The sequence below is a fragment of the Nocardiopsis sp. NPDC050513 genome, from assembly GCF_044457925.1.
Lineage (GTDB): Bacteria > Actinomycetota > Actinomycetes > Streptosporangiales > Streptosporangiaceae > Nocardiopsis.
This window is the reverse complement of sequence record NZ_JBITHK010000004.1, coordinates 102,725-127,864: the sequence shown is the minus strand read 5'-3', so window position 1 is coordinate 127,864 and position 25,140 is coordinate 102,725. Positions and strand designations below refer to the sequence as shown.

Annotated in this window: 19 protein-coding genes; 7 read left to right on the top strand and 12 right to left on the bottom strand. The window is 74.6% G+C overall.

The features are described 5' to 3' along the window. Positions 1 to 51: 51 nt before the first annotated feature. Entirely contained in the window at positions 52 to 618 is a 567-nt protein-coding gene (locus tag ACIBFB_RS08495) for a CGNR zinc finger domain-containing protein (protein ID WP_397227749.1), read from the top strand. 204 nt (positions 619 to 822) lie between these two features. Further along, positions 823 to 2,190: an MFS transporter gene (locus tag ACIBFB_RS08490; RefSeq protein WP_397227747.1), complete on the top strand. Its 1,368-nt coding sequence runs from the start codon at positions 823 to 825 to the stop codon at positions 2,188 to 2,190. Positions 2,191 to 2,623: 433 nt separating this feature from the next. Here the strand turns inward: ACIBFB_RS08490 and ACIBFB_RS08485 are convergent, their stop codons facing one another. Next, a complete protein-coding gene (locus ACIBFB_RS08485) occupies positions 2,624 to 4,372 on the bottom strand; it encodes an ATP-binding protein (protein ID WP_397227745.1) in 1,749 nt (582 codons plus the stop codon). 198 nt (positions 4,373 to 4,570) lie between these two features. Continuing rightward, a complete protein-coding gene (locus ACIBFB_RS08480) occupies positions 4,571 to 4,753 on the bottom strand; it encodes an FXSXX-COOH protein (RefSeq protein ID WP_397227743.1) in 183 nt (60 codons plus the stop codon). Positions 4,754 to 5,009: 256 nt separating this feature from the next. Here ACIBFB_RS08480 and fxsT point away from each other — a divergent pair, with 256 nt between their 5' ends. Then, positions 5,010 to 7,541, top strand: a complete 2,532-nt coding sequence (fxsT, locus tag ACIBFB_RS08475) for an FxSxx-COOH system tetratricopeptide repeat protein (protein WP_397227741.1) — start codon at positions 5,010 to 5,012, stop codon at positions 7,539 to 7,541. Positions 7,542 to 7,561: 20 nt separating this feature from the next. Here the strand turns inward: fxsT and ACIBFB_RS08470 are convergent, their stop codons facing one another. Together ACIBFB_RS08470 and ACIBFB_RS08465 are read right to left on the bottom strand one after the other, a co-directional pair. After that, positions 7,562 to 8,920 carry an HEXXH motif domain-containing protein gene (locus ACIBFB_RS08470; RefSeq protein WP_397227739.1) on the bottom strand — a complete coding sequence of 453 codons (1,359 nt, stop codon included), beginning with the start codon at positions 8,918 to 8,920 and terminating at the stop codon, positions 7,562 to 7,564. Beyond that, a complete protein-coding gene (locus tag ACIBFB_RS08465; RefSeq protein ID WP_397228429.1) occupies positions 8,921 to 10,093 on the bottom strand; it encodes an FxsB family cyclophane-forming radical SAM/SPASM peptide maturase in 1,173 nt (390 codons plus the stop codon). 357 nt (positions 10,094 to 10,450) lie between these two features. Here ACIBFB_RS08465 and ACIBFB_RS08460 point away from each other — a divergent pair, with 357 nt between their 5' ends. Then, positions 10,451 to 12,016 (top strand): hypothetical protein, encoded by a 1,566-nt coding sequence (locus ACIBFB_RS08460; RefSeq protein ID WP_397227737.1) that lies wholly within the window; start codon positions 10,451 to 10,453, stop codon positions 12,014 to 12,016. A 54-nt stretch (positions 12,017 to 12,070) separates the two neighbouring features. Here ACIBFB_RS08460 and ACIBFB_RS08455 read toward each other — a convergent pair whose 3' ends face one another. Then, complete coding sequence (locus ACIBFB_RS08455) at positions 12,071 to 12,526, bottom strand: GNAT family N-acetyltransferase (RefSeq protein ID WP_397228427.1); 456 nt, start codon at positions 12,524 to 12,526, stop codon at positions 12,071 to 12,073. Positions 12,527 to 12,911: 385 nt separating this feature from the next. On the opposite strand from ACIBFB_RS08455, the gene ACIBFB_RS08450 reads away from it, so the two are divergent. Next, on the top strand, positions 12,912 to 14,669 hold the full coding sequence (locus tag ACIBFB_RS08450; protein WP_397227735.1) for a PD-(D/E)XK nuclease family protein: 1,758 nt from the start codon (positions 12,912 to 12,914) through the stop codon (positions 14,667 to 14,669). A gap of 15 nt (positions 14,670 to 14,684) precedes the next feature. On the opposite strand, the gene ACIBFB_RS08445 is transcribed toward ACIBFB_RS08450, so the two are convergent. Further along, positions 14,685 to 14,987 (bottom strand): hypothetical protein, encoded by a 303-nt coding sequence (locus ACIBFB_RS08445; protein WP_397227733.1) that lies wholly within the window; start codon positions 14,985 to 14,987, stop codon positions 14,685 to 14,687. Between the two features lie 215 nt (positions 14,988 to 15,202). Here ACIBFB_RS08445 and ACIBFB_RS08440 point away from each other — a divergent pair, with 215 nt between their 5' ends. Further along, positions 15,203 to 15,727 carry a hypothetical protein gene (locus ACIBFB_RS08440; RefSeq protein ID WP_397227731.1) on the top strand — a complete coding sequence of 175 codons (525 nt, stop codon included), beginning with the start codon at positions 15,203 to 15,205 and terminating at the stop codon, positions 15,725 to 15,727. Here the strand turns inward: ACIBFB_RS08440 and ACIBFB_RS08435 are convergent. Continuing rightward, the gene (locus ACIBFB_RS08435) at positions 15,689 to 17,482 is read right to left on the bottom strand and encodes a hypothetical protein (protein WP_397227729.1); all 1,794 of its coding nucleotides are present in this window, start codon (positions 17,480 to 17,482) and stop codon (positions 15,689 to 15,691) included. The genes ACIBFB_RS08440 and ACIBFB_RS08435 overlap by 39 nt on opposite strands. Before the next feature lie 130 nt (positions 17,483 to 17,612). On the opposite strand from ACIBFB_RS08435, the gene ACIBFB_RS08430 reads away from it, so the two are divergent. After that, positions 17,613 to 18,350 (top strand): SDR family NAD(P)-dependent oxidoreductase, encoded by a 738-nt coding sequence (locus tag ACIBFB_RS08430; protein ID WP_397227727.1) that lies wholly within the window; start codon positions 17,613 to 17,615, stop codon positions 18,348 to 18,350. Here the strand turns inward: ACIBFB_RS08430 and ACIBFB_RS08425 are convergent. From ACIBFB_RS08425 to ACIBFB_RS08405, 5 genes are all read right to left on the bottom strand, one after another. Next, positions 18,347 to 22,174 (bottom strand): AAA domain-containing protein, encoded by a 3,828-nt coding sequence (locus ACIBFB_RS08425; RefSeq protein WP_397227725.1) that lies wholly within the window; start codon positions 22,172 to 22,174, stop codon positions 18,347 to 18,349. The genes ACIBFB_RS08430 and ACIBFB_RS08425 overlap by 4 nt on opposite strands. Continuing rightward, the gene (locus ACIBFB_RS08420; RefSeq protein ID WP_397227723.1) at positions 22,171 to 22,605 is read right to left on the bottom strand and encodes a hypothetical protein; all 435 of its coding nucleotides are present in this window, start codon (positions 22,603 to 22,605) and stop codon (positions 22,171 to 22,173) included. The genes ACIBFB_RS08425 and ACIBFB_RS08420 overlap by 4 nt, the downstream gene beginning before the upstream one ends. Before the next feature lie 132 nt (positions 22,606 to 22,737). Next, the gene (locus tag ACIBFB_RS08415; protein ID WP_397227721.1) at positions 22,738 to 23,982 is read right to left on the bottom strand and encodes a DUF5685 family protein; all 1,245 of its coding nucleotides are present in this window, start codon (positions 23,980 to 23,982) and stop codon (positions 22,738 to 22,740) included. Positions 23,983 to 24,133: 151 nt separating this feature from the next. Beyond that, the gene (locus ACIBFB_RS08410) at positions 24,134 to 24,358 is read right to left on the bottom strand and encodes a hypothetical protein (RefSeq protein WP_397227719.1); all 225 of its coding nucleotides are present in this window, start codon (positions 24,356 to 24,358) and stop codon (positions 24,134 to 24,136) included. A 138-nt stretch (positions 24,359 to 24,496) separates the two neighbouring features. Beyond that, on the bottom strand, positions 24,497 to 25,138 hold the full coding sequence (locus ACIBFB_RS08405) for a pyridoxamine 5'-phosphate oxidase family protein (protein ID WP_397227717.1): 642 nt from the start codon (positions 25,136 to 25,138) through the stop codon (positions 24,497 to 24,499). Positions 25,139 to 25,140 lie beyond the last annotated feature (2 nt).

Below are 25,140 nucleotides of genomic sequence, written 5' to 3'. Positions count from 1 at the left end.
GACGGTTCTAACACGCCTCCGTTCCCGTGCGCAACCTGCTAAGGTGGTTCCATGCCCGCCGAGTTCCCCGACTTCCGCCTCGGCAACGTGCTGGCGACCAGCTTCACGGCCACTCTGACGGAGCGCCAGGGCGACGCCGTGGAGCGCATTCCCACACCGCAGCGGCTCGTCGACTGGCTGGCGGTGAACGGCCTCGCCGTGGACTCCTGCACCACCGCCCAGCTCGACCTCGCCCGGGAGCTGAGGGAGTCGATCCACGCCGCCGCGACAGCGGCCGCGTCCGGGGAGGCTCTCCCCGCATCCGCCGTCCGCGTCATCAACGACCGCAGCGCCCAGGGCCGCGCCGCGGCGATCCTGACGCCCGAGGGTCGACGGCGGTGGCGGCTCGGTTCGGCTTCCCGCGTGGAAGACGCCCTCAGCGTGATCGCCGCCGACGCGGTCGGCGTGATCGCGGGCGAACGGGACGGAAGACTGGCCCTGTGCGCGTCACCGACCTGCCGGGCCGCCTTCTTCGACACCAGCCAGAGCCGCACCCGCAGATGGTGCGACATGAACACGTGCGGGAACCGCCAGAAGAAGGCGCGCTTCCACGCCAAGCAGCGCGCTGGGTCCCGTTGATCCCCAACCTCCGGATTCTCCGTCCGCCCACCGTCGGAACACCCCTCCCGCTAGGATGTGCGCAGCCCACCCGCGCCTGAGGACATCCACCGGACACGGCACGGGGGCGGCGGGACCACCGACGGCCCCCGGGGGCGCGTTCGCCGACCGGCACGGCCGCCCCGCGGGCATCCACGTCAGCTTCCCCGATTGTTGTGAGAACGCTTGTCGAACACACGGGACGACCGACGCTGGCGGCGCCGGTTCGGTCTGCTGTGGGCCGGTGGCGCGCTGTCGGGGCTGGGGTCCATGACCCTCACCCTCGCCGTGCCGCTGCTCGCCCTGCACCAGAGCGGATCCCCCGCCCTGGCCGGGTGGATCGCCGCCGCCGGGATGGTGCCGCGCACCCTGCTGTACGTCCCCGTCGGGGCGGTGGTCGACCGGCACGACCCCCGTTCGGTCATGATCGCCAGCCAGTGCGTGCGGCTGGCGAGCGTGGCGCTGCTGATCGGGCCGGTCCTGGTCCTCGACGCCCCCGTGGCGCTGCTGGCCGCGGCCGCCACCGTCCACGGCGTGTGCGCGGCCCTCCACGCGACCGCCGCGACGGCGGCCGTGCCCCGCCTGGTGCCCCGCGACCACCTGCCGACGGCCGCCGCGCGCAACGAGGCACGGACGCACGCCACGCAGATGACCGGGCGGCCGCTGGGCGGCGCGCTGTTCGGCCTGGGCCAGGGCCTGCCCGCGGTGTTCGACGCGGTGGTCTCGGCAGTGGGGCTGTGCCTCGTGGCACGGCTGCCCCGGCTCCGCACCCCCTCGGCCGACGGCGGCTCCGCGCCGCGACGGGGATGGGCGGCGACCCTGTGCCGCGACCTGTCGGCGGGCCTGACCCGGGTGCGCCGCGACCGCTTCCTCCTCCTGGCGACGTCGGTCTGCGCCTGCACCAACGCCCTGTTCCAGACGGTGTGGCTGGTCATCATCGTCACGGCCACCGAGCAGGGGCTGTCGGCCTTCCTGCTCGGCGCGGTGCTGGCCGCGACGGGGGCCGGAGGCCTGCTCGGGTCCCTGACCTCCCCCCGCCTGGTGCGGCGGCTGCGCCCCGGCACCGTGGTCACCCTGTGCCTGTGGGCGTGGGTGGTGGTCACCGCGCCCCTGGCGCTGGCCGAGTGGGCGGGTCCGGGGCACCTGGCGGTGATCCTGCCCCTGACCTGGGGCGGGATCGGCTTCGTCGGGGCCCACATGAACGTCACCGTCACCACCTACCACACCACGCGCGTGCCGACGGAGCTGCTGGGCCGCGTCACCGGCACCGTCCGTCTGGTCACCAACGGGGCGCTGCCCGTCGGCGTGCTGTGCGGGGGCCACGTCCTGGAGAGCGTCGGTGTCCAGGCGACCGCCGTGTCGGTCACCGCGCTCATCCTCCTGCTCGCCGTACCGCTCACCCTGGCCCGGGCCGCCGTGTGGGATCCGCCCGCGCCGCGCCCCGCTCCCCCACCGGGAACAGCGACTCCCCCACCGACCGCAGGGCGGCGTCGAGCATCCTCTGGATCCGCAGGGCGTCGCCGACCTGGCCTGTCCTCGTCTGGACGTGGTTGAACGCCCGGTCGGCGGCATCGCGCAGGTCGTCGACCGGCCCGCGGCGCCCCTCGGGGAGCACACCGCGCAGGCGTTCGACCGCCACGACCGCGTCCAGGCTGTCCGTGCGGGCCTGGCGCAGCAGGTCGCCCAGTTCCTCGTCACCCGGGCGGGGCGGGCCCTCGGCGCGGATGTGCGTGACCACGCGCACCGACATACCGAGCCGGAGCACGGCCCTGCGCGCGTCGTCGAAGCGCGACCGCAGCTCCTGGTCCCGGCGGCGCTCCCGCTCGAACAGGTGCCGCGTCCGCTCCACCTCCAGGGCGTGCTCCGCCCGCCAGCGCTCGGTCCGCGCGGCCCGGTGGGCGGCCAGCGCGGTGGCTCCGAGCGTGCTCAGGGCCGTGATGGCGCCCGTGATGAGCGCGACGAACACGGTGGAGTCCATACGGTCGGGTCACCAGCCCCGGCGCGGGGCCAGGCCCCGCGCGGACATCAGCTCGGCGCGGATCCTGTTGCGGGTGCGTCGGGCCTCGCTGGCCGACCCGTCACCGGTCAGGACCGCGTCCAGGACGTCGAGCGCGGACTGGCTCTGCCCGATCCGCCACAGGGCCTGGCCGATCCCGGTGCGCAGGCTGGAGTCCCCGCGCACGCGGCCGGCGGCCGCCCGGAGCCCGTCCAGGGCGGCGGAGCGCTGGCCCGCCCGGAGTCTGCTGCTCGACTGGGCGACGAGCAGCCTGGCCACGCCGGCGGTGTCCCCGACGGCCTCCGACAGCTCCGCGGCCTCGGCGTAGTACGCGGCCGCGACAGCGGGCTCGCCGCGTTCGAAGGCGAGGTCGCCCAGGAGCGAGGTGAGCGTCGCGCGGTCGCGCGGCCGGGGCGGCGGGGTCGACCGCAGGGCCCGCCGGGCGTGCTCTCCGGCGAGGTCGGGTTCGCCCCGGGTGTGGGCGCGCCGGGCGACGACGATGCGGTCCGCGGTCGTCCAGGGCTCCGGGGCGGACCCGCGCGGGTGGGCCGCCAGGTCCAGGAGGGGGCGGGTCAGGCGGGGGTGGCGCAGGCGGTAGGCGGCTCCGTCCGCGGTGGGGACGACCAGGTGGCGGTCCTGGAGGGTGTGGACCAGGCCCCAGGTGAGGTCGGTGTGGCGGGTGTCGTCCGTGCCGGGGGCGGGGGCGCCCTCGGCGCCGGAGACGGCGGCGCGGCGCAACCAGGCGTGCGGCAGGTCGCGGGGGACGAGGTGTTCGGCCGCGACCTCCTCCAGGAGCAGGGAGAGGTGGACGGCGAGCGCGCGGTCGACGTCGGCGGCGGCGAAGGCCTCGGAGCCCTCGGCGTACAGGAGGGCGCCGACGGTCTGGAGCAGACACGGGTCGACGGTCGCGGCGAGGTCGGGGGCGCCGGTGGGATCCGGGGGGTCGACGGCCTCCGTGGGACCGGTGGGGCCAGTACGCCTCGCGCGCTGTCCGGGCAGGATGCGTACCTCCTCCACCAGGCGCTCGGCGACGGCTCGGGCCTGTCGGACGCCGACGGTGTCCAGGGCGTGGGCGGCGGCCCCGACGGCGGCGTCCGGCGGCAGCGGGCCGAGGCGCACCTCGGCGTGGCCGGTCCCGTGCGCGGCGATCGCGCGCCGTAGGTCGGCCAGGTGCTCGGTGCGGACGGTGAGCAGCAGGTGAAGGCCGGGGTGGTCGTCCAACGCGACCAGGAGTTCGTCGACCAGGTCGCCCCGGTGCGGTTCGGGACGGGCCGGGGAGCGCAGCAGCGGTTCGGTCTGGTCGAGGGCGGCGAAGAGGGGCCGCACCCGGCCGTAGCGGTCGGCGCGCGCGAGGTCGCCGAGGAAGTCGCCGGCGGACCGGCCCGGCCCGTGGGTGGGGAACTCGCCCGGGTTCCACGACGCGAGCAGGGCGCGGGTGAAGGGGTTCTGCTCGGGAAGGACGGCGCTCGGGAAGGCGGGGTCGATCAGGAGCCGCCCCACGGGCAGGACGTGGGCGCCCCGGTCGGTGAGGGCGGGGACGGCGCCCGCGTGGAGGAGGGAGGTCTTGCCCGCCCCCGCGTCCCCGTGCAGCAGGGTCAGGCGGGCTCCGGTCCACGCGTCGACCAGGTCCCGAACCGTTTTCGTACGGCCGCGGAAGAGATGGCGGTCACGGGAACCGAAAGGCCGGGCACCGACGAACGGTCCCGTTCGGCGTGCGTGACCGGCGGCGATTCTCGGCATGAAATCAGCTCCGAGTCTGGGAGGGGTTCCGTTCCATCGGAAAACGGCCGACACCCCGAATCGGCGAATGGCGTGTGTTCAGGATCGGCCGGCATTGTCCAGCCCTTTATCACGGACCCGCGGCGCACCTGCGCGAACGGATCGGCGATGCGGTGCGCCCGTGGCTCCCGGGGCGGGCGCGCCGGGGCGGCCACGGCCCTAGCCGTCCTCGTCCCCGTCGCTCGTGAACGCCGCGATCGCCTCCGAGGCGCCCGCTCCCGGCTCCAGAACCGACCGCAGCGCCCGGATGACCGCCGTCTCCCCGTACCCCTCGAGGTCACGCAGGGTCAGACCGTCGGCGTCCACCAGGGCGGCTCCTCCGGAGAGGTGCTGTTGTGGCATCGGCTTCGTCCTTCCGACCAGCGATAAAGGAGGGAACGGACGCGATCGCGCGGCGGCCGCCTCCCTTTTCGTTTCTTCGGTTGTCCCATGGAGTTTCTACCACCGGCCTGTCCTTCCCTAACATCTTCGCCTACCCTGAGTGCATATTCACACCCCTTCCGCATCCGCTGACCGTAATCCTCGACTCGACACCAGGAATCTTCCGAAACCGGTTCGGAATGCCTGGTGGGGCCGATGTGAAACCGGAGGACATCGCGTGAGCGCTTCCACGAGGGCCGCCGGCCACCACCCCCCGCGCTATCCCAAGGTGTGGGGGAGGATCCCGCCGCAGAACAAGAACTTCACCGGCCGCTCGGAACAGCTCCAGGAGCTGTACGAGGGGTTGCGGGGCCACGTGACGGCGGTCGTCCCCCACACCCTCCAGGGCTACGGCGGCGTCGGCAAGACGCTGATGGCGGTGGAGTACGCCCACCGCTACCGGGAGGAGTACGACCTGGTGTGGTGGATCATGGCCGACCAGCCCGGCCTCGTGCGCTCGGCGCTGGCCCACCTCGCCCCGCACCTGGACCTGCCCGGGCCCGGCCTGACCGGGGTCGAGGACGCGGCCAACGGCGTGCTCGACGCCCTGCGCCGGGGCGAGCCGTACTCGCGCTGGCTGCTCGTCTTCGACAACGCCGACGAGCCCGAGGACCTCACCGACGTCATCCCCCAGGGCCCCGGCCACGTGATCGTGACCACCCGCAACCACCGTTGGGAGTCGGTGGCCCGGACGGTGTCGGTCAACGTCTTCCCGTCCCACGAGAGCGTCGAGTTCCTCAAGCGGCGCATCCCCCGGGGGATCAGCATCGAGGACGCGGTCGAGCTGTCGGAGGCGCTGGGCCACCTCCCCCTCGCGCTGGAACAGGCCGGGGCGCTGCAGTCCGAGACCGGGATGTCGGCGCGCGAGTACCTGTCGCTGCTCTCCGAGCGCACCGGCCCCCTCCTGCGCGAGGGCAAGCCGCCGGAGTACCCGGAACCGATGACCGCCGCCTGGCAGCTGTCGGTGGCCAAGCTCCAGGAGAACCTGCCCGAGGCCATGGAGCTGCTGCGCTGCTGCGCGTTCTTCGGCCCCGACCCCATCCCGCGCGACCTGTTCTTCCCGGTCGAGGACGGCCCGGTCCGGTCCGAACTCGCGGAGCTGATGGCCGACCCCATCCGCCTGAGCCGGGCGATCGGACAGCTGGGGCGGTACGCGCTGGTGCGGCTGGACAACGCCAACCGCACCATCCAGGTCCACCGGCTCATCCAGGCCCTGCTGCGGGAGGAGCTCGACCGGCCGACACAGGACTCGATCCGCACCGAGGTGTGGTCCCTGCTGAGCGCGTCGGCGCCGGAGAGCCGGACCGATCCGGCCGCGCAGGCCCGCTACCAGGAGCTGCTGCCGCACGTGGGCCCCGCCCGGGTCGCCGAGAGCACCAGCCCCCGGGTGCGCAGGTTCGCGCTGAGCATGCTCAGCTTCCTGTTCGTGGTCGGCAACTACGAGACGGCCAGCCGTTACGCGCGTGTGTTCATCGACCGCTGGGCGGCCGACTCCGGGGACGAGGACCCGCACGTGCTGGAGGCGCAGCGCCTGTACGCCAACCGGCTGCGCGACCTGGGCCGCTACCAGGAGGCCCACGACCTCAACCGGGCCCTCCTGCCGAAGGTGCGCCGGACGCTGGGACGCACCCACAGCGAGACCCTGAACGTCCTGTCGGGACTGGGCGCCGACTACCGTGCGCGCGGAGACTTCTGGAAGGCCCGCGAGCACGACGAGGAGACCCTCCGGCTGCACGAGGAGACGCTGGGCCCCAACGAGTCCGCGACCCTGCGCGCGCTGCACAACCTCGGCATCGACTACGCGCTGACCAGCGACTTCGCCGGGGCCCAGGCGCGGCACGAACGCGCGTACATGCTGTACAAGCGGCGCAGCGCCGCGCCCGGATCGCCCGTACTGCTGTCGTTCTGGCACGGACTGGCGCTGTCGGTCCGTCTGTCGGGGGACTTCACCGAGGCCTGCGACCTGGGCGAGGACGCCCTGTCCTACGGCCGGGAGCAGCTGGGTGTCGAGCATCCGCGGACGCTGCGCACCCAGATGGACCTGGCGATCGCCCGCCGCATGTCCGGCGAGTTCGAGGAGGCGCTCGAACTGGCCCTGGACGTGCACTCGCGGTACCTGCGGCTGTACGGGATCGACCACCCGGAGACGTTGGCCGCGGCCATGTGCCTGACCAACATCTGGCGGGTGACCGGAGAGCTGACGGGGGCGCTGGAGCTGGGCGAGGACACCGACCTGCGGTACGTGCGGGCGTACGGGCCCGAGCACCCCTACAACCACGGGTGCACGAGCAACGTGGCCCTGCTGTACCGGCTGCTGGGCGACGCCTCGCGGGCGCGGTCGATGAACGAGTCGGCGCTGGCGGCCCTGGACGACAAGCTGGGCCGCGACCACCACTACTCGCTGGGGGTGGCGACCAACCTGGCCAGCGACCTGTCGGCGCTGGGCGAGACGAAGAACGCCGTGCGCCTGGGCCGCGGGACGCTGCGCAGGCTTCGCGCGCTGCTGGGCGACGACCACCACAACACGCTGGCGTGTGCGGCCAACCTCGCGCTGGACCTGCGGACCGAGGACGGGGCGGCGGAGGCGGACACCCTGGCGGAGACCACCCTGACGGCCCTGGTGCGGACGCTGGGCCGGGAGCACCACTACACGATGGCCGCGCACCAGGGGAGTCGGCTGGTCACGGACTTCGACCCGCCGCTGCTGTGAGGCCGGGCGCCCGACCGCGTTCACACCGTCGGAGAGCGGCCCGGGGCGGCGTGTCCGGCGTTCGCCCGGGCCCGGTTCCGGGCGTGCCACCGGTCCAGGTGGCGGTGGGCGGCGGCGTCGGCCGCCGCGACGGCGTCCTCGGGCACGTCCTCCGCCATCCAGGAGGCCAGGGTCCGGGCGGTCGCGGCGAGGAAGCGCGCCCCCTCGGGGGTGAGCCGCCCCGATCCGGCCGCCGTGCGCGCGGCCTCGTGGGCCGCCGCCCGCCAGTGCGCGAAGTCGGCGTGCGCGCGGCGCGCCTCCGCTCCCGAGGCCGTGCCGCGGTGGCGGCGCCAGAACCCGGCCACCCCCAGGTGGGCGTACACCCCTTGGAGCAGCCCGGACACGGGCCTGGGGTCCGGCCGCCAGGGCGCGTAGTAGGTGCTCCCGTCGTCGGGCAGGGTGAGGGGGACCAGGTCGAGCAGGGCCATGAGCTTGGCGTGCTGCACCTCGTGCGCGAAGGTGAGCGCGAACAGCACGGGGCTGGGCGGGTCGGACATCCCGAGGTTGCCGAAGGCGTGCTGGGCCGTCGCGCTCGTGTGCGCCCCGCCGGGCGCGGTCATGGGGGTCAGCGCGACGACGGTGTCGGCGGTCTCCTCGGCGATGGTCCAGTGGTCGGTCACCAGGAGTTCCCACGCCTCGCGCAGGCTCTCCCGCCACCGGGCGGCCTCCTCCCCCGTCAGCCGACGCGCGAGCAGTCCGGCGCCGGGCAGCCGGTCCGGGTCCTGGTCGTCCAGAACCAGGTCGATCCGCCGCCCCGCGTGCTCGGCCGTCATCCGACGCAGCGCGTGCCAGCCCGGCGCGTCCTCGTGCGGGTCGGGCGGGACCTCCACGTGGACGTTCCCGCGCGACAGCCGCGCCCGACCGGCCTCCGTCTCGACGACGGCCCCGTCCCCCTCCCCCCGGCCGACCAGGGCGCGGCCGAGGGCGGGCAGCGGCGCGGTCGGGCCGAACAGGGGCACCTCGACCCGTGCGGTCAGCCCGGCCCGCAGCGCGGCGGCGGCCGACAGCGCCGACAGCGCGCGCACCCGGGGGTTCTCGTCGCGGCGGTCGTCCAGGGCCAGGACCGTGCGCCGGGCCCACACGCCGACGGCCGGGTGGCGCAGGACCGCGGACACCGCGCCCGGGTCGGCCTCCTCCGCGGACGCGAGCAGGTCGTAGGCGGCTCGGGCGCGCGGCGCGTCGGGGTGGCGCCGGGCGAGGGCGGCGTCCAGGACGCGGCGCACGAGCAGGAGGTGCTTGGCGTACTGGGTGCGGCGCAGGAGTCCGGTGGCCGCGTGACCGCCCCCGCCCCGGGCGAGCGCGTCCAGGACGGCGTCCGGGAGCGGGGCCCCGGGTGGCATTCAGCGTCCTTCCCGTAGGCGGTCGACGTCCGCGGCCACCGCCGTCCGGACGTGCGTGATGAGTCGGAAGAGGTCCTGGCAGTACACCGAGGGGTTGAGGAACCCGCGCCCGCTCCGGTACCGGTGCGGGTACAGGCCCCCGCCGCACACGCGTGCCAGTGAGCAGTCCGCGCACGTGGGGCTCAGGGCGCGGGCGCCGATCTGGCGCGCGGCGACGGACGGCAGGTACAGGGCCTCGTCGAAGGCGTGGGTGAGGGTGTGCAGGGGGGTGGCGGCGGCGCCGTCGTAGGCGGACCGGAGGCTGTCGACCTGTTCGATGGAGCCGTCGGTCTCCACGACCACGAGGGCGGCCGGTGAGAGGCCGATGCTCTCGGTGCGTGAGGGGGCGCCCAGGACGAGGCGGATGATCTCGGTGAAGAGGCGGATGTTGGTCTCGCGTTCGGGGGCGTGGTACCAGCGGTCGAAGGCGGCGGTGAGCCAGGCGCCGTAGGCGGTGCCGTCCGGTGTCCACCCGGGCGGCGGGGCGTCCCAGTTGCCGTGGGGCAGGAGGAGGTCGACGGTGGGCGGGTCGAACTCCAGGAGCGCCTCGTAGGTGGTCACGGGGTCCGACTCCAGGTCGACGGTGGCCAGGAGGCCGGTCATCAGGTGGCGGTAGCGCGGGGAGCCGAGCAGTTCGAGCCCGGCCCGGACCTCGGCGTGGGTGCCGCGTCCGTTGGCGCGGCGGCGGTGCCGGTCGTGGTCGTCCTCGGCGCCGTCGACGCTGACCCCGACGCGCACGCCGAGTTCGTCGAACAGGTCGAGGAAGTGGGTGTCGAGCAGGACGCCGTTGGTCTGGAGGCGCAGGTCGACGTGGACGTCGGGTTCGTTGGCCTTGCGCAGGGCCTGGGCGGTGTGGCGCAGGTGGTCGAGGCCGACGAGCAGGGGTTCGCCGCCGTGCAGGATGACGTCGACCCTGGAGCGGCCGTGGGCCCGGGCGTGCTCGGCGACGCGCTCGGCCACGCGTTCGACGACGGGGCGGGCCATCCGGCGGGGCCGGTCGCGCCACCCCTGGTCGGCCATCTCGTACATGTAGCAGTAGTCGCAGGCGAGGTTGCACCTGCTGTGCACCTTGAGGACGAACTCGCGGAAGGGGGTGGGGCGCCACCCCAGGGCGAGCAGGTCCTCGACGTCCAGCGTCTCGGGCCATTCTCCCCGGGCCCGGGTGTCGTCGCCGCTGAGTGGTCGTGCGTTGTCGGCGCTCCTTGCCACGCTGGTGTCCTCCTGGGGGCGAGAGCACGCGTGAAATACACGCGAATATCGCGTTTGCTCGGATATGTACTCTCAGGGAGTGCGGGCAAACCTCGCGTGCCTGACCGTGTGCGTCCGCGCAGCCCGGGAAAACGCGCCGCCGTGGCGGAGAACGCGCGGACGGGCGTCGGGCGGACGGGTCGGGAGCCGCAGGCGGATCTGATTCTCCCGTTCTTCCCCGCGACGGGGGCCGACGGATATAGCCTGGTGCCGTCCCAGGGTTCCACTGTCGGTGAGCTGAGCATGACCGAACGCATCCTGTCCGCCGTAGACGAGTGTCTGGACTGGGCCCGGGGCCTGGATCCCCCGGTCGACGTGGACGTCAACGCCCTGGTCTTCCTCCTGGGCGCCCATCGGGACGCGGGGGCGCCCGACCCCGGGGACTGGACCACCGCCGACGTCCACGACATCGCCGGCACCGTCCGCGACTGGGACCGTGTGCCCGACAACCTCAGGGACACCTGGCTGACCTGGTGCGACCACCTCGTCGAACGGGGCGGGCTGCTCTCCTGCGAGAGTCCGCGCAGGCTGCGCGCGGCGATCTCGGCGGTCGACCTCACCCCCGGCGGACCACCCGCGACCGCCGATCCGATCGACGAGGCCGCCCTGCCGCTCCTGGACCGCCTCGGGGTCGGAGACGGCGGCGAGGCCGAACCGCTCCCGCCGATCGCCCCCGCCCGCGCGGCCGACCTGGACGCCGCCGCACGGCCGTGTCGCCCCCTGTCCGAGGCGGCCAGGCTCACAGCGTGGGTCGGTGGGGGGCGGCCCCTGGACCCGGACCGCCCGCACGACGCCCTCACCGGGCCCGACACCGACACCGCGGCCGACGTCCTGCGGATCCCTCCGGACGCGGTGCCCCGCGTCCTGCGGGTGGCCCGCGAGGCCGGGCTCCTGCGCACCACCTACACCCGCGTGCTGCGCGGTCGCGCCGCCCGCGCCTGGGAACGGGGCACGCCCGGTGCGGCGGCCGACGCGTGGGCGGACGCCCTGCTCGCGATGACGGGAGCGCGCGGGATGACGGCCTTCCTCATCCTGACCGACCTGTTCGTCAGCGGGCGGCCCCGCACACCGGACCGGCTCGTCGAGGTGTTCGGCGCCGGGGTCGCGCTGGGTCCGTGCCCGGGCCGCCCCTGCGACGACGTGCGCTCGGTGCTGGACGCGCTGGTCGGACTGGGAGCGGTCGAACGGACCGGCGGGGACTCCTACCGCGTGACTCCGCTGGGGGACCACTTCGTCGTGCGGCAGCTGCGCCGTTCGGGCGCCGAGGTCCCGCTCACGCCCCCCGTGCGGGACATGGGGGCCGACCACGTCCTCACGCTCCTGGAGCAGGGGCGCCCGGTCGACACCGAGGAGCTCATGGCGCGGTGGCTGACCACCCGCGACCCGCACACCGCCGCCCGGGAACTGCTGGAGGCCTCCGCCGATCCGCGGGCGTGGCACCGGCGCCACCTGGTCGCCGCGACCCTGGCCGGGCTGGGCATCGACCTGACGCCGGTGCTGCGCATGTACGTGCACCATCCGGTGCTCGGCGGGTGGGCGCGCCGCCTGCGCGGCACGCACACCGAGGTGCCCACGTCCCACCAGGTGGTGTGGGCCGTCCTGGACAGCTACGCGATCCTGGTCGAGGCCGGGAGCCCGCTCCCCGACCGCGACCGGGACCGGTACGCGGCGTGCGCCGAACAGCTCACGCGCACGATGTGGCTGACAGGTCACCCGGCGGCCGGGGCCGTGCTGGACCGTCTCGCCGACGGCGCCCTGGGCGAACCGCTGGCCGAGGCCGCCCGCCGGGTGCGCCCGGTCGGCTGCTGAACGGCGGGAGCCGACGGGTGCGCGGCCCGGGCCGCCAGGACCGGGCCGCGCACCCTACTCCTTGAGCTCCAGCTCGAAGACCTGGAGGTCGACGCCCGGCACGGGTGTCCAGTCCCGTTCCGGGACCCGGGTGAACCCGCGGGCACGGTAGACGAACTGGGCGGCCCGCATCCGCGGCAGGGTGGACAGCACGATCCGGACCACGCCCTCCTCCCTGGCCCGCTCCACGAGGGCGTTGACCAGGGCGCGGCCCACTCCGAGCCCGCGAGACTGCGGGGCCACGGCGAACGCGCGGATCTCCGCCTCGTCCGCGCCGCGCGCGACCTCGCTGTCGGGCGACCACGGCTCGAACATGATCGTCCCCAGGAGGGTGTCCCCGTCCACGGCCACCAGGACCTCCCCGGTCCCGTCCGCGCCCAGGAGCCGGAGCGTCTCCGCGTACTCCGGGCTGGCCTCCAACAGGCCGTCGGCGAGGTAGGCGGTCACGCGCAGTTCGCTGACGGCGCTCATCTCTTCGGGCTGTACTCGACGCACGATCATGCACGTCATTCAACAGGAGAAGGCCCCGCCCGCGCGGCTCCCCGGAGCGCGGGTCGGGCGGGTCGACGGCCGGGACGGCCGGAGCCGTGTCCGTGGCGGCGTCGTGGAGAACGTCCTCGACGGAGTCCCACGGGACGCCGCCGGGCGGAGCGCAGGCAGCGAGGGTCGGCGCCGCCACCGCCGCGCTCAGGGCCGCGCGCGGGCGAAATGGCATGGGGGACGCCTGAATAGTTGTCTTGGAGCACATGTGAACTCTGAGGCTTTTCTACCAACCCGAAGGAAGGCCGTCCCCCGTTGTCCACAGGCCCTCAGCCAGCATTTCCGAAACGTGCCACACTCGCGACCAGGAGGAGATATGGCCCCCTGGACCACCGGCACCGCCGACCTCGCACCCGTCATCCGTGTCCACAGCGACGCCGTGCGCCCCGACGCCCGCCGCTGCCCCACCCGTCTGCGCACCGGATCCGAGCAGGACTTCGGCCGGGCCGTCCCGGGCAGGCGGCCCTACTTCGCCCACTCGCCCCCGGGCCCCCTGACGGCCGTGCTCGACCTGGTCGAACACCAGGGGTGGACGGTCGACGAGGCCTGCGCCCACCTGCCAGCGCGAGGGGATCGCGGCACCCGCGTCATGGGCGGGTGGGTGGCGCCCGCGCACGAGGGGCTGCTGGCCTGGACCCGGCACGCGGCCACGACCTACCTCGACGTCCTGGCCGCCGACGGCGCCGACCGCATTCCCGTCGCCGACCCGTGGATCCGCCAACACCTGCCCGGCGCCGGGCGCGCTCGCGCCCGGCCCTACGAGATCTGCGTCCGGGGCCGCCGCTACCTCCTGTTCCAGGGATCCGAGGTGGTCCGGGAGCTGCGCGTTCCGGTCCCCTCCTCGGCGCGTCCGGCCACGGACGCGGACGCGGAGGCGGCGGTCGCGGCGTTCGTCGCGGCCACGGGGACGCACGTGGACCAGGCCGCGGTCGAGGCCGCGCCGTGGCGGTACGCGGGCGGCACGCCGTACCCCACGCGCACGCCGCCGGACGCTCCGCCGCCCACACGGGTCCGCGTCGTTCGGGTCTCGTGTCTGGACGGGGACGCGACCACGGTGTTCGACGGGACCGTGGCGGAGGCCCGGGAACTGTTCGCCGCCGTCGGCCGCGAGGGGCTGCGCACGGCGCTGATCCCGGGCAGGCGCGTTCCCGGCGGGGACTGCCTGCCGTGCCGGGTCAGGGACGGCTGTGACCGTCTGCCCCGCGCGCCCGGGCTGCTGGGCGTACGGGACCGGTCGCGCCCACGCCGCAGCTGGTCCGTGACGACGGGGAGGTACCACCGGCAGTGCCCGGCCAAGGCCCACTTCCACGACCTGGGGTTGCCCGCCGTCCCCGTGGCGGAACAGCCCGGCGCCCGCCCCGCGGAGGCAGTCCGATCGCTCGTGGCGCGACTCCACTCGCGCACGCCCGCCCGGGCCTGCACCCGCGACGACCTCCCCGTGGACCGCGGCGCGTGGTCGGCGGACGGGGTCGGACCGACCGGCCGCGCGGCACGGACGGGCGCGTCGATGTTCGAACACCACCTGACCGTCTGCCCCCTGGGCGACGCCGCCCGCGCGGGCCCCATCCGCGTCGGACTTTCGCTGACCGTCGACGACCCCCGGTCGGACGTGCTCGTCCGTACGGGCTGCGACCTGGTGTTCCGTCGCGGTGGGTCGTGGGTGCTCCGCGACATCGCGGCGGAGGAGGTCGACACGGGTCCGGACGGACCCGGCCTTCTCGCCCGCCACCCGCGCACCGCCCTGCTGGTCCTCCTGGTCGCTTCGGGGGGCCTCCCGGGGGACACGCCCGCGGTCGTCGAACTCGAACGGCTCACCCCCTCCGGCGTCCGCGTCCTGAGCATCGATCCCGCCCTGGAGCGGCACCGGTCCGCGGCGCGGACGGCGGTACGGGAACTGGCGTCCGCCTGGCACGCGGACACCGCCCACCCGGCCACGCCCGGCCGGGTCTGCCGTACCTGTCCCTACCGACGCTGGTGCCCGGACGCCCGAACCCAGCCGCTCGACGGCTCCTCACCGCCGAAGGGGACCGACGGGAGCGGACAGGGCGAGCCGACGCGGCGGACGGGTCAGTGAGGCTCGTGCGGCACGTCAGGTGTGCGAGGGCGATGTGGTCGTCGGGGCGGCGGCGTAGCGTTCGACCGCGGGTGGCGTGGCCGGTTCGCGGGAGCGGCGGATGACCTCGGCGAGCCGGTCCGCCTGGCATGCGGGGGAGGAACGGGCGTCGTCGCGTGGCAGCGGCGGCGCGGCGGCGGCGGCGGCGGCGGCGGCGGAGAAACCGTAGGCGATCGCCCGCACCGCATTCTCGGCGTCGTCCAGGTCCAGGCCCTGCCGCAGGAGTCGATGGGCGCGCGGCGGGACGCACCGGCCGCGCGCCCGCTCCGGCCGGAGCAACCCGCGAAGTGGCGCGGGACGGTCGCCCCGCCCCACGCACATGACGTCGGTGCGCTCCCGACGACCGCACGACCCGCCGTTCCCCCCGTACCGCCCCCGCGAGCGACGCGCGGAGACCCACGGGCCGGTCCACCAGAACTTTCCATTGACAAGATCCATCCCCATGGGGTTATCTTTCCACTGGAAAGTTCGAGAGCGTTCGAGAAGGAGCCATCATGGAACCCCTCATCACCCTGGTCGGCGTCACCGTAACCCTGTGGGCCGCCGGAGCCCTCGGCGTGCGTCGGCTGCGCCCGTGGCCGGTCGCCGTCAGAGGCGGTCTCGCGGCGATGTTCACGCTCACCGGAGTGGTCCACTTCGTCGGGATGCGCGAGGAACTCATCGCGATCGTCCCGCCCGCGCTGCCCGCTCCCGGCCTCCTGGTCACCGTCACCGGCGTCCTGGAGCTGCTCGGAGCCGCCGCACTGCTGTGGTCTCGGACGGCGCCCTGGTCGGCCGCCGGTCTCACCGCCCTGCTCCTGGCGATGTTCCCCGCCAACGTCCACCTGGCGTTGACCGGCACGGACCTGCCTGCGCACCAGGAGATCGTGCCGCGTACCGCGATGCAGGCCGTCTTCCTGGCCGCGACCGTCGCCGTCGTCGTCAGCCACGCGCGCCGCCGCGCCCGCGCGGGGCGGCGGCCCCCCGTCCCCGCGCAGGGGTCAAGCGTCGTCGGCGAGGGAGCGCGCCCAGTCCAGTAGCCTGCGGCGCCGCGCCCGCGCCGGGAGTTCCACCAGGGGCCGTCCGAAGCGGACGGTCGGTGTGGGGCAGGTGTGCGGCGCCTCGGGTACGTCTCCCCGCGAGGGAGCGTCCGTGCCGTGCAGGAGCGCCGCCGCGCCCCTCTCCAGCTCGCCGTCCCCGCACCGCCCGCTTCCGCCCCGCACGCACCCCGCCAACGCCCGGCCCAAGGGACTGAGCGCGCCCTGCGCGGCCACGCCCAGCAGCTCCGCCTCGTGCAGGGAGTGCACGAACGCCTCGACCACGGTCCCCGAGTCCCCGGCGGCCGGCCGGAACCACAGCGCCGTCCGTACCAGGGAGAACAGCCCGGGCGGCAGGCTCCCGCCCCGATCCTCGACGATCCCGGACGTCAGCAGCGGACCGGACGTGACTCCGCTGCCCAACCCCTCCGGCAGAGCGCCCAGCGCCAGGACGAGGGCGGAACGCAGCGCGGGCGCCCCCGGTAGGGCCTGGGCCCCCGGGATCGACAGTTCCCGCCCGTCCGGGCACCACGTGGGCACGCCGGGCAGCCGGAGCCAGGCCTCCATGAGCGGTGCGACGCGGCGCGCCGGGTCGGCGCGCGCCCAGGACCGGACCCATGCGGCCGTGGTGATCCGCCGCCCGTCGCGGACCAGGAGTCCCGCCTCGTAAGCCGTCTCCACCCACAGTCCGGTCTCCGCGGCGCCGCCGCCCACGGCCTCCACCAACCGGTCGCGTTCCCCGAAGGCGATCCCCGCCGCGCCGTGCAGCACCACCGGCCGGGCGGCCACCGCGGCGACCAACCGGTCGACCGAGGCCAGGGCGGCGCCCACGGCCGCGCTCGCCTGGTCCGCCACGGCCGTCGCGTCGGTCGGCACCCCGACGGGTTCGGGAGGACAGGGGGTGAAGGGCAGGGGCGCGCTCTCGCGGACGGCGGCGGCCACCTCGCGCGGCGGCATGGCCCTGTTCGGCCCGACGGGTACCAGGAGTCCGCGCTCGGCCAGCCAGTCGGTGTCCGGATCGCCGGAACCCTCGGGGCGGAACCGGTAGCGCGATCGGCCGTCCTCCTCGAAGCAGTCCGTGGCCAGCACCCGGCCGCGGGCCGCGAGCTGGCGTAAGAGCGTGACCGCGCCCTCCGGCGCGGTCGCCAGCAGTGCGTTCACACGGCCGGGGTCGGTCAGCCTCGTGACGATGCCGCGCCGCAGGGTGGCGGGCTCCCGCGTGGGGTCGGCGCCCAGCGCCAGCGCCACCCGGTGCAGTTCGGCGTCCGCGAGGACCTCGGAGCAGGCGGAGTAGACGCGCGGGCCCCAGCGGTGGACGCCGAAGGCCTCCACCAACCCCAGGGCGAGGTGGTAGCGGTCGTCTCCGGCGGGCCAGACGAGCGCCCGCCCCTCCAGTTCACCGAGCGCGGCCTCGGCGGCACGCCGGGCGGTCCCCTGCCACGTGCCGATCCGGGCCAGCAGCTCCCCGCGGTGCAACGGCTGCGCGACGGGGCCGCCCAGACGGCGGACACGCCGTCCGGGACGCCCGGCCTCGGCCTCGGTCCTGGCCGCGACGTCGGCGGCGGCGACCAGGAGGTCGCACTGCGCCGCCGTGAGCGCGTCGAACACCCCGGAGCGGGCCACCGCGCTCGCGGCGTACGGCAGCAGGTCCCGTCTGGCGTCCTCCTCCACCCCTTCGACGAGCTCGCCGAGGATGTCGGCGACCCGGTCGACGGGCAGCGATCGGAGGTGCTCCCTGAGCGCAGTGAGACGATCCATGCACACAACGCTAGTACCCCACCGCGTCAACGGGGGATCAATGGGCGGATTCGGGCGCTAGGGTCACGGATATGCCATGCCCTGGGATGAGAGACGAACGACGCGCCGCGATCCAGCGAGGGGGGAGCGCGTGAGCCGGAACGTCCTGGTCACCGGAGCCTCCCGAGGGATCGGCCGGGCGATCGCCCTGGCCTTCGCCGAGCAGGGCGACCGGGTGGTCGTGCACTGCGGGAGCCGACGCGACGAGGCGGAGACCACGCTGGAGCGGCTGCCCGGCGAGGGCCACATCCTCCTCCAGGCCGACCTCGCCGACCCCGACGAGGCCGCGTCCCTGGTGGGGCGCGCGGTCGACCGCGCGGGCGGGATCGACGTCCTGGTGAACAACGCCGCGCTCAACCCGGCGCACCCGGTCGCGTCGGTCTCCTTCGACGAGTGGCGGACGGCCTGGCGGTCGGTCATGGACGTGAACGTCTTCGGGGCGGCCAATGTGAGCTACCTCATCGCCCGGCACATGATCGACCGGGGCACGCGCGGACACATCGTCAACGTCGGATCCCGGGGCGCCTACCGCGGCGAGCCGGACCACCCCGCCTACGGTGCGAGCAAGGCGGCCCTGCACTCCCTCGGCCAGTCGCTCGCGGTCGCGCTCGCGCCGCACGGCATCAGCGTCGCCTCGGTGGCGCCGGGCTTCGTCGAGACCGAGCGTGTGGCGGACCGTCTCACCGACGCCGTCCGCGCCGACAGCCCGTTCGGCCGCGTCGCCGACCCCCGGGAGATCGCCGCCGCGGTGCGCTACCTGGCCTCCCCCGAGGCCGTGTGGAGCTCAGGAGCGGTCCTGGACGTCAACGGCGCCTCCCACCTGCGCTAACGGACGGCCTGGGGTGCGGCGGCGGTTCCGCCCTTGCCCCGCGCGCCGCCCGACAGCTCCTCGGCGACCGCCTCGGGCTCGGCGAGACAGCGCCACAGCGGCACACGCACGGTCGGCACTCCGGAGACCGCCTCGAACAGTGCGACCCGGTCCAGGACGCGTTCCAGTCGGCGTCCGGCGTCGACGGCGACCGGATCACCGGTCCCCGCGTCGTCGACCACGACCGCGCGTGGTCCCGCCGCCGTGTCGACCCACAGGTCGCACGCGTAGCCGCCCTCACGCGTGCCCGCCCTCGGAGCCGCCCCGCGGTCGGCGAGCGCGCCGAACAACCGCTGGCACGCCGCCTCCACGTCGGGGTTCCCGCGATCCGTCCCCGCGGGTCGGGCGAGGTCGGCGAGCACTCCCTCCTGGCGCTCCCAGTAGTCCAGGTCGCCCACGACGTACAGCCGCGACTTCGCCCGGGTGACCGCCACGTTCCACAGATTCTGCTGCCGCTGGGCCCACTGCCCCGTACTTCGCCGAACCCCGGCCGAAGCCGCCGGACTGATGACCACGACGTCGCACTCCCGCCCCTGGAAGGTGTGGACGGTGCCGACCTCGACCCCCTTCGGCGCGTGCGGCGCGAGTTGGCCGTGGATCTCCGTCAGTTGGGCCCGGAACGGGGTGACCACCCCGATCGTCGCGTCCCCGGGCAGCTCGCCCCGCAGCCGGAGCAGGAGTTCGACCACCTGTTCGGCCTCCTTGACGTTCCGGCACGACCTGTCGCCCGGTCGGTCCGTCGCGCCCTTGACGTCGATCCAGGTCACGGCCGGGTCCGCGGGCGCCACGAGTTCCGGCGTCGGGGTGCGTACGGAGAGCCGGCCGCCGTAGAAGCGGCGGTTGACCGGTGTGACGATGTCCGGGTGGCACCGGTAGTGCTCGTCGAGCCAGTGGACGTCGCCGCCCCCGCGCGTCACCGCGGCGGCGGCGACGTGGTACGCCGAGGTCCTGCTGTGGACCAGGGCCCGCGCGTCCAACCAGTCGGGGTCCAGCCCCGCGATTTCCTGGAGCCGGCGGTCGTCCTCGTGCTCGAGGGTGTTCACGGGCTCCAGCTGGTGCGGGTCGCCGATCACCAGTGCCCGCCGGGCCCGGTAGAGCAGGGGCACGAGGTCGGCCGCGGTGCACTGGCCGGCCTCGTCCACCACCACGAGATCGAACATCGCCGGGTTCGGAGGAAGCGCGCCCCGCACCGACCGCGACGTGGTCGCCCACGCCCGGACCGTCCGCACGAGCCTGGGCACACCCGTCCATCCGTTCTGCCCTCGGTGCAGGGACTCCAGCCGCGTGTCCAGGGCCCGGCGCCCCTCCGCCAGCGACCGCGCCACCTCACCCAGAAGGTGGGTGCGGCTGTGCCCGCGGCGCTCGTCCCGGGCCCGCGCCAGGGCGCGGTGGTGGGCGAGCGCGGCGTCTCCGGTCGCCTCCGCCTCGACCGAGGCACGCAGACGGTCCGCCCAGTCGAGTTCGACCTCGAAGAACCGCATCAGGACGTCGGCGGTGGCCGGTGACGCCTCGACCCGAAGCCCCCGCCGTACCAGCCGCCTGTTCCACCGGCGGGAGGGCCACGCGGTCCACCCCGGTCGCAGGGCCCGTTCCAGGCGCTGCCGCCACAGGCGGACGGCCCCGGCGTCACCCAGCCCGGACATGTCGAGTTCGCGGGGAAGGGCGCCGCGGAGCCGGTGCCGCACCGGCGCGAGGACCGCGAGTCGGTGCTCGGCTGCGCCGATGGCGGCCAGGCGCCGGTGCGCGTGGTCGAGTCGGCGTCGCAGGTCCGCCAGGTGGTGCCGGGCGGTCGCCGACTCCGCCGGCGAGACCGCGATGCGCGCGTCGCGCATCCGGCTGAGGATCTCCGGTTCCCGGGCCCGCCTGTCCGCGTTGCCCGTCCGGACCATGAGCTCGGTCCCGTCCACGAGGGCGTTGACCGATTCGACGACCACGTCCACGGCGTCGTTGTTGGTCGAGGCGACCAGCACCGACTGGCCCGCCGCCACGGCGGAGGTCACCACGGCCGTGATGAGCGTGCTCTTGCCCGTTCCCGGCGCTCCGGTGACCACCGTCAGCGGAGCGCGCATCGCGCTGTCCACGATCCGTTCCTGTGCGGTGTTGCTTCGGCCGGTGACGACGGGCAGCACCGGTCCGGTCCCGGCGGGCACCGCCCGTGCCGCCCCCTCGACGGGGATGTCGAGAGCGCCGAGAGCGGTCGAGCCGATCCTGTCGACCCCGATCCCCGTGTTCCGGTGGTCCAGGTCACCGAGGAGCTGCTTGTTCGCCTGGTCCGCGGGGTTGGCCCGGTACACGATCGCGACGTTCTGCACACCGTCGCGGTGCGGCTGGCCGGTACTCAGCCGCGCGCCGAGCGCCCCCGCTTCCAAGGGCGCGAGCAGACGCAGGTCCAGCCGGTCGCAGACTTGGCGGGCCCGGTCGGAGAGCCCGCTCACCCCGTCCCCCCACCGGTTGGCCTGGAACCACGCCGTCAGCTCCGCGACGTCCTCGTGCGAGAGCCTCGTCACGGCGGCGAGCAGGGCCTGGTTGATCTGGGGTTCGCTCACGGGTACGAGGTGGCGCCGTCCGGCCTCCGTGACGTCCTCGACGTCCATCACGAACAGCGGTGCCACCCGGGTGTCCCGCCCGCGGCCGCGTCCCCGCGCGGGGAACAGGACCGCGGGATAGCCGTAGCGCAGGACCTCGCCGGCCTGGCGGGCCCTGTCTGCCACCCGCACCACGTCGCTCCCGCTGAGCGGCCAGCGCTCGGCGACACCCGTGAGCAGGGGCTCGCTCCCGACGGGGCAGACGGCGACCTCCCCGCTGTCGAGCGCGGGAAGCTGCCGCAGGACGCCGTCGCGGCCCACGCACGAACGCAGGTAGTCGAGCACCCTGGGGAAGTCCGGCGCGGCCGGGGCACGGGCGGCGGGTGTCGCCCGCTCGCCAGCGTCGCCGACCGCACCGCTCACGGCGGCCGGGCCGGCGGAACCGCCCGGGGGCGTGCCGCCGGAGGCGAGCGGGGTGGCGGTGAGCGATCCGGCGTGGCGGGCCAGCCGCAGGGTGCCGCGCATGCCCAGGACGAAGCCGGTGACGGACTGGCGGCCGTCGTCGGCGACCTTCCTGTGTGCGTACTGGTAGATGTCGAACCCGTCGCACCAGCCGTCCCCGTCGGCGTCGGCGGCCGCGCCGCCCAACCCCTCGGCGATCGCGGCGCTGAACGGGGAGGGCCGCGCGCCACCGGAGTTGTCGCCCTCGTGGGCGCGCTCGCCCGCACCGCAGGCGGCGATCACATAGGTGCCCGTGCCGCTGTCCCTGCCCTGGAGCTGGTACTCGAAGTCGATGCCGGGGTCGTCGCCGGCCGAGCGGGTCGCGAAGGTGTCGGCGAAGGAGCCGCTGTGGCAGCAGTCGAGCAGCAGCACCTTGCTGGTGACCGGAGAGTCGCTGAGCAGGCCCTGGAGCTGCTCGGCCGAGATCGCCGTGGCCGCGGGACGCCCCCTGCGCGTGTCCCGGAGCGCGAGGTGGAGGCGCCCGGTGCGGTCCGGCATGAACCCGTGGCCGGAGAAGGACACCAGGACGAGGTCGTCGGGGTGCCCCTCCACGAGTGGCGCCTCGATCGCCTCCAAGGCCTGGGCCCGCGTCGGGTCGGGCAGGACGCGCACCTGGTCGAACTGGCAGTTGCGCCGGATAGCGGCGCCGATCACGTCGAGGTCCGCCCGGGGGGAGGCCAGGTCGGGGAAGTCTCCCCCGTCGTGGACGCCGACGCCGATGAGGACGGCGGTACGCGTACGCCGGCGCCTGGGGCTCACCGCTCCTCCCCGGTTCCGTCGAGGACGGCGTCCCCGCCGCCGGGGCCGGCGGTCGCGTCGGGCAAGGCGCTGGCGAGGGCCTCGGCCATGGATCGGACCTCCTCGGCCGACACGGGCCCCTGTGCCGTGAGTCTGACGTCGCCGACCTCCAGGGTCACGGTCCGGTCGGCCCGCGTCTCCAGCCAGGCGGTGATCAGCGTGACCGCCTCCTTGACGACGAACCGGCCCGCGAGTCCGGCGACCGTGACCGCGCCCATGAGCGTGACGGGGTCGCCCGCGCGTGTGCCCTCCGCGTCCTCGGCCCGGGTGAACTCCACACGGTCCGCGTCCAGGCGTTCCAGTACCCGCAGGAGACCACGGGTCTCCCGGACCGCTTGGCGTTCGTCGACGTCATCGTCGAACCCGATGCGCAGGCACAGATCGCCCACCATGGCTCCTCGTGTTCACGGGGGAAGGAAGGATGGCTGACGCGGACACACGCCACCGCGACCACTCTTAGCAGTCCCGCCGGGACAGTGTGTGCGTTGTCGGGCGGTTGGCCGTTTCCGGCCACGGTGCGGGTGTCAGTCGCAGCAGCAACAGTCACAGCAGTTGCAGCAGTTGCACAATTCACAAGCGTCGCACCAGGAGTGCCGCGGCTGGCCCGACCACGGCCCAGGATGGGGGTCCCGGCAGCAGAACTGGCAGGTGCAGCACATGAACAGCGCGACTCCGCATCCCGCCAGGACGCCGCGCTTCCGGGGCGGGTGCGACCACGCGGGGGTGTCGCACGAGCAGGATCCGCAGCACCTGCCCTTGTCGGAGGAACCGCCGGAACCGTGGTCCCCCCCGTCACCGCCGGCGGAGGAGCGGTCGCCGCCGCGTTCACGGCGACGCCGCTGGTGACCAGGGTGCCGGTGGCCCGGGGGCTCGTACGGCGGGTGGCCGTGCGCGGGATGTCCCTGACCGGGGTACCCGGCGTGGGCGAACGTCCGGTCGACGGCACGGCGCAGCTCACGCACCAGGAGCGCGCGGACCAGGCGGTCGTCGGCGAACGTCGCCTCGTCCAGCGCCAGCCGGACCCCCAGGACCGCGTCGTCGCACAGTTGGCGCGCCCGCCCGACACCGGTGCCCGTGGCGGTGATCGGGTTCCACGCCCCCTTCGCCTCGTCGTCCTCGCGGTCCTCGACCGCGTCCAGCAGGTGGGCGATCCGGCCGAACAGACGACCGGCCTCGCGCAGCGGTCCGGCGTTCTCGGGCCGCCCCGCCAGCACCGCGGTGTGCGCGAACGCCTCCCCGGTGGCCTCCTCGGCCGGCCGCGTCACCGTCAGGACGTCGGTTCCAGGCCCGGCCGCGAGCTCGACCTCGCGCTGGCGGTCGACGACCGCCAGCAGCCCGGCGGAGTCGAACCCGAGCCTGGCGCCCGACTCCTGCGCCTCCCGGCGCCACCGTCGCGCCACCCGCCCGGCGAACGCGCGCACACCCCGCCTGGCGTAGAAGCCGTCTCCGTCCTCGATGTGGTCGGTGATCTTCGCGGAGGCCAGCATCAGCGACACCGCCGCCGACAGGCGCGCGCCGACGCCGTCGGCGACCTCCGCGCCGCGCATCCCGCGCAGCGGGCAACGGCCCGCCGTCCGGGTGCCCGCGCACTCCTCGGCCTGGGCCGCCGCCAGGACCGACACGACCAGGCCGTCGTAGTTGGTGGCGACCCGGGACGCCTGCCCGTGGTCGTCCCTCAGCGCCAGGCACAGCCCGCACATGTGGGACATCCACTCCTCGGCGAGTCCGTCGGGCAGGGTGTGCCGACACGGACGCAGAATTCCGAACACGGGCTGGTACCTCATCTCCTGTCGCCGGTCCCGACCGCCCCGGCGTACTCACCTCTACAGAGGACTCCGACACCCGAACCGGCCGACGGGTTCCGCGTCCGGCGCATCGGTATCGGATCCCGGGAGGCACCAGGCCGCCACCGCAGGAGTACTACCGCGTCGAGTCCTCCAGCTCCCGGCACTCCTGCAGCGTCACGGCCTCCTTGCCGAGGGCCTCCGAGCAGGTGGCGGCGCAGATCACCAGGCCCCAGAACGAACCCGTCGACTCGCACCGGACCTCCACCGGCTCCTCCGGGGTCTGGGCGTGCACCGATCCGGGGACCAGCCCGACGACGACCCCGAGCGCGACGGTGCACAGCGTTTTCCGAACAGACATGCCTTCTCCTCCGAAAGCCCACTCGGCACAACAGTCGAGAACCAGTCAATGACACGGAGGCACGATCTTCGTGGAGACACACGCTGACCAGCGGTAATGAGGTCCTCGGTGGCGGACTCCCCGTATGCTCGGCCGGGCTCAGGCCGGGTCGGGGCGGTGCGCGACGTGGTCGGGCACCGCCAGGTCGAACGCCAGCGCGGGGTCGGGCTCGGGCTCGCCGAAGACCTGGCGCACCGGCAGCACGCCCGCCCAGACCGGCAGCGCGCGGTCCTCGTCGTCGTCCGCGGGCGGGCCGGTCCGCACCTTGACCGAGGCCTCCTCCAGCGACAGCGCCAGCACGCGCGTGGCCGCCATCTCCCTGGCGTTGGGGCGGCGCGCCACGTCCCACTGCCCCGGGGCCAGGTGCTCGGTCAGCGCCCGCAGCCCGGCCGTCCGCTCGTCCTCGTCGGTGACCACGCGCGGTGTCCCGTAGATCATGGCGGAGCGGTGGTTGACCGAGTGGTGGAACGTGGAGCGCGCCAGGACGATGCCGTCGAGCAGGGTCACGGTGACGCACACCTCGCCCGGGACGCGCAGCGACCGCGCTCCGGTGGATCCGTGCAGGTAGAGGGTGTCACCGACGCGTCCGTACCCGGTGGGGACCACCATGGGCGCGCCGTCCACGACCACTCCGAGGTGGCAGACCAGTGCGGCGTCCAGGAGGTCGTACAGTTCGGCGCGGTCGGTCCTGGCCTTGTGCTTGGCCCGGCCGAGCCGGGTCCGTTCGGTGGTGGAGAGCATGC

What these genes read in the sequence shown, in the direction of transcription:
- ACIBFB_RS08495 (WP_397227749.1), top strand. Translation starts at nt 52, where the DNA reads ATGCCCGCCGAGTTCCCCGACTTCCGCCTCGGCAACGTGCTGGCGACC.
- ACIBFB_RS08485 (WP_397227745.1), bottom strand. Translation starts at nt 4,372, where the DNA reads ATGCCGAGAATCGCCGCCGGTCACGCACGCCGAACGGGACCGTTCGTC.
- ACIBFB_RS08480 (WP_397227743.1), bottom strand. Translation starts at nt 4,753, where the DNA reads ATGCCACAACAGCACCTCTCCGGAGGAGCCGCCCTGGTGGACGCCGAC.
- ACIBFB_RS08470 (WP_397227739.1), bottom strand. Translation starts at nt 8,920, where the DNA reads ATGCCACCCGGGGCCCCGCTCCCGGACGCCGTCCTGGACGCGCTCGCC.
- ACIBFB_RS08460 (WP_397227737.1), top strand. Translation starts at nt 10,451, where the DNA reads ATGACCGAACGCATCCTGTCCGCCGTAGACGAGTGTCTGGACTGGGCC.
- ACIBFB_RS08455 (WP_397228427.1), bottom strand. Translation starts at nt 12,526, where the DNA reads ATGAGCGCCGTCAGCGAACTGCGCGTGACCGCCTACCTCGCCGACGGC.
- ACIBFB_RS08450 (WP_397227735.1), top strand. Translation starts at nt 12,912, where the DNA reads ATGGCCCCCTGGACCACCGGCACCGCCGACCTCGCACCCGTCATCCGT.
- ACIBFB_RS08440 (WP_397227731.1), top strand. Translation starts at nt 15,203, where the DNA reads ATGGAACCCCTCATCACCCTGGTCGGCGTCACCGTAACCCTGTGGGCC.
- ACIBFB_RS08435 (WP_397227729.1), bottom strand. Translation starts at nt 17,482, where the DNA reads ATGGATCGTCTCACTGCGCTCAGGGAGCACCTCCGATCGCTGCCCGTC.
- ACIBFB_RS08420 (WP_397227723.1), bottom strand. Translation starts at nt 22,605, where the DNA reads ATGGTGGGCGATCTGTGCCTGCGCATCGGGTTCGACGATGACGTCGAC.
- ACIBFB_RS08410 (WP_397227719.1), bottom strand. Translation starts at nt 24,358, where the DNA reads ATGTCTGTTCGGAAAACGCTGTGCACCGTCGCGCTCGGGGTCGTCGTC.
- ACIBFB_RS08405 (WP_397227717.1), bottom strand. Translation starts at nt 25,138, where the DNA reads ATGCTCTCCACCACCGAACGGACCCGGCTCGGCCGGGCCAAGCACAAG.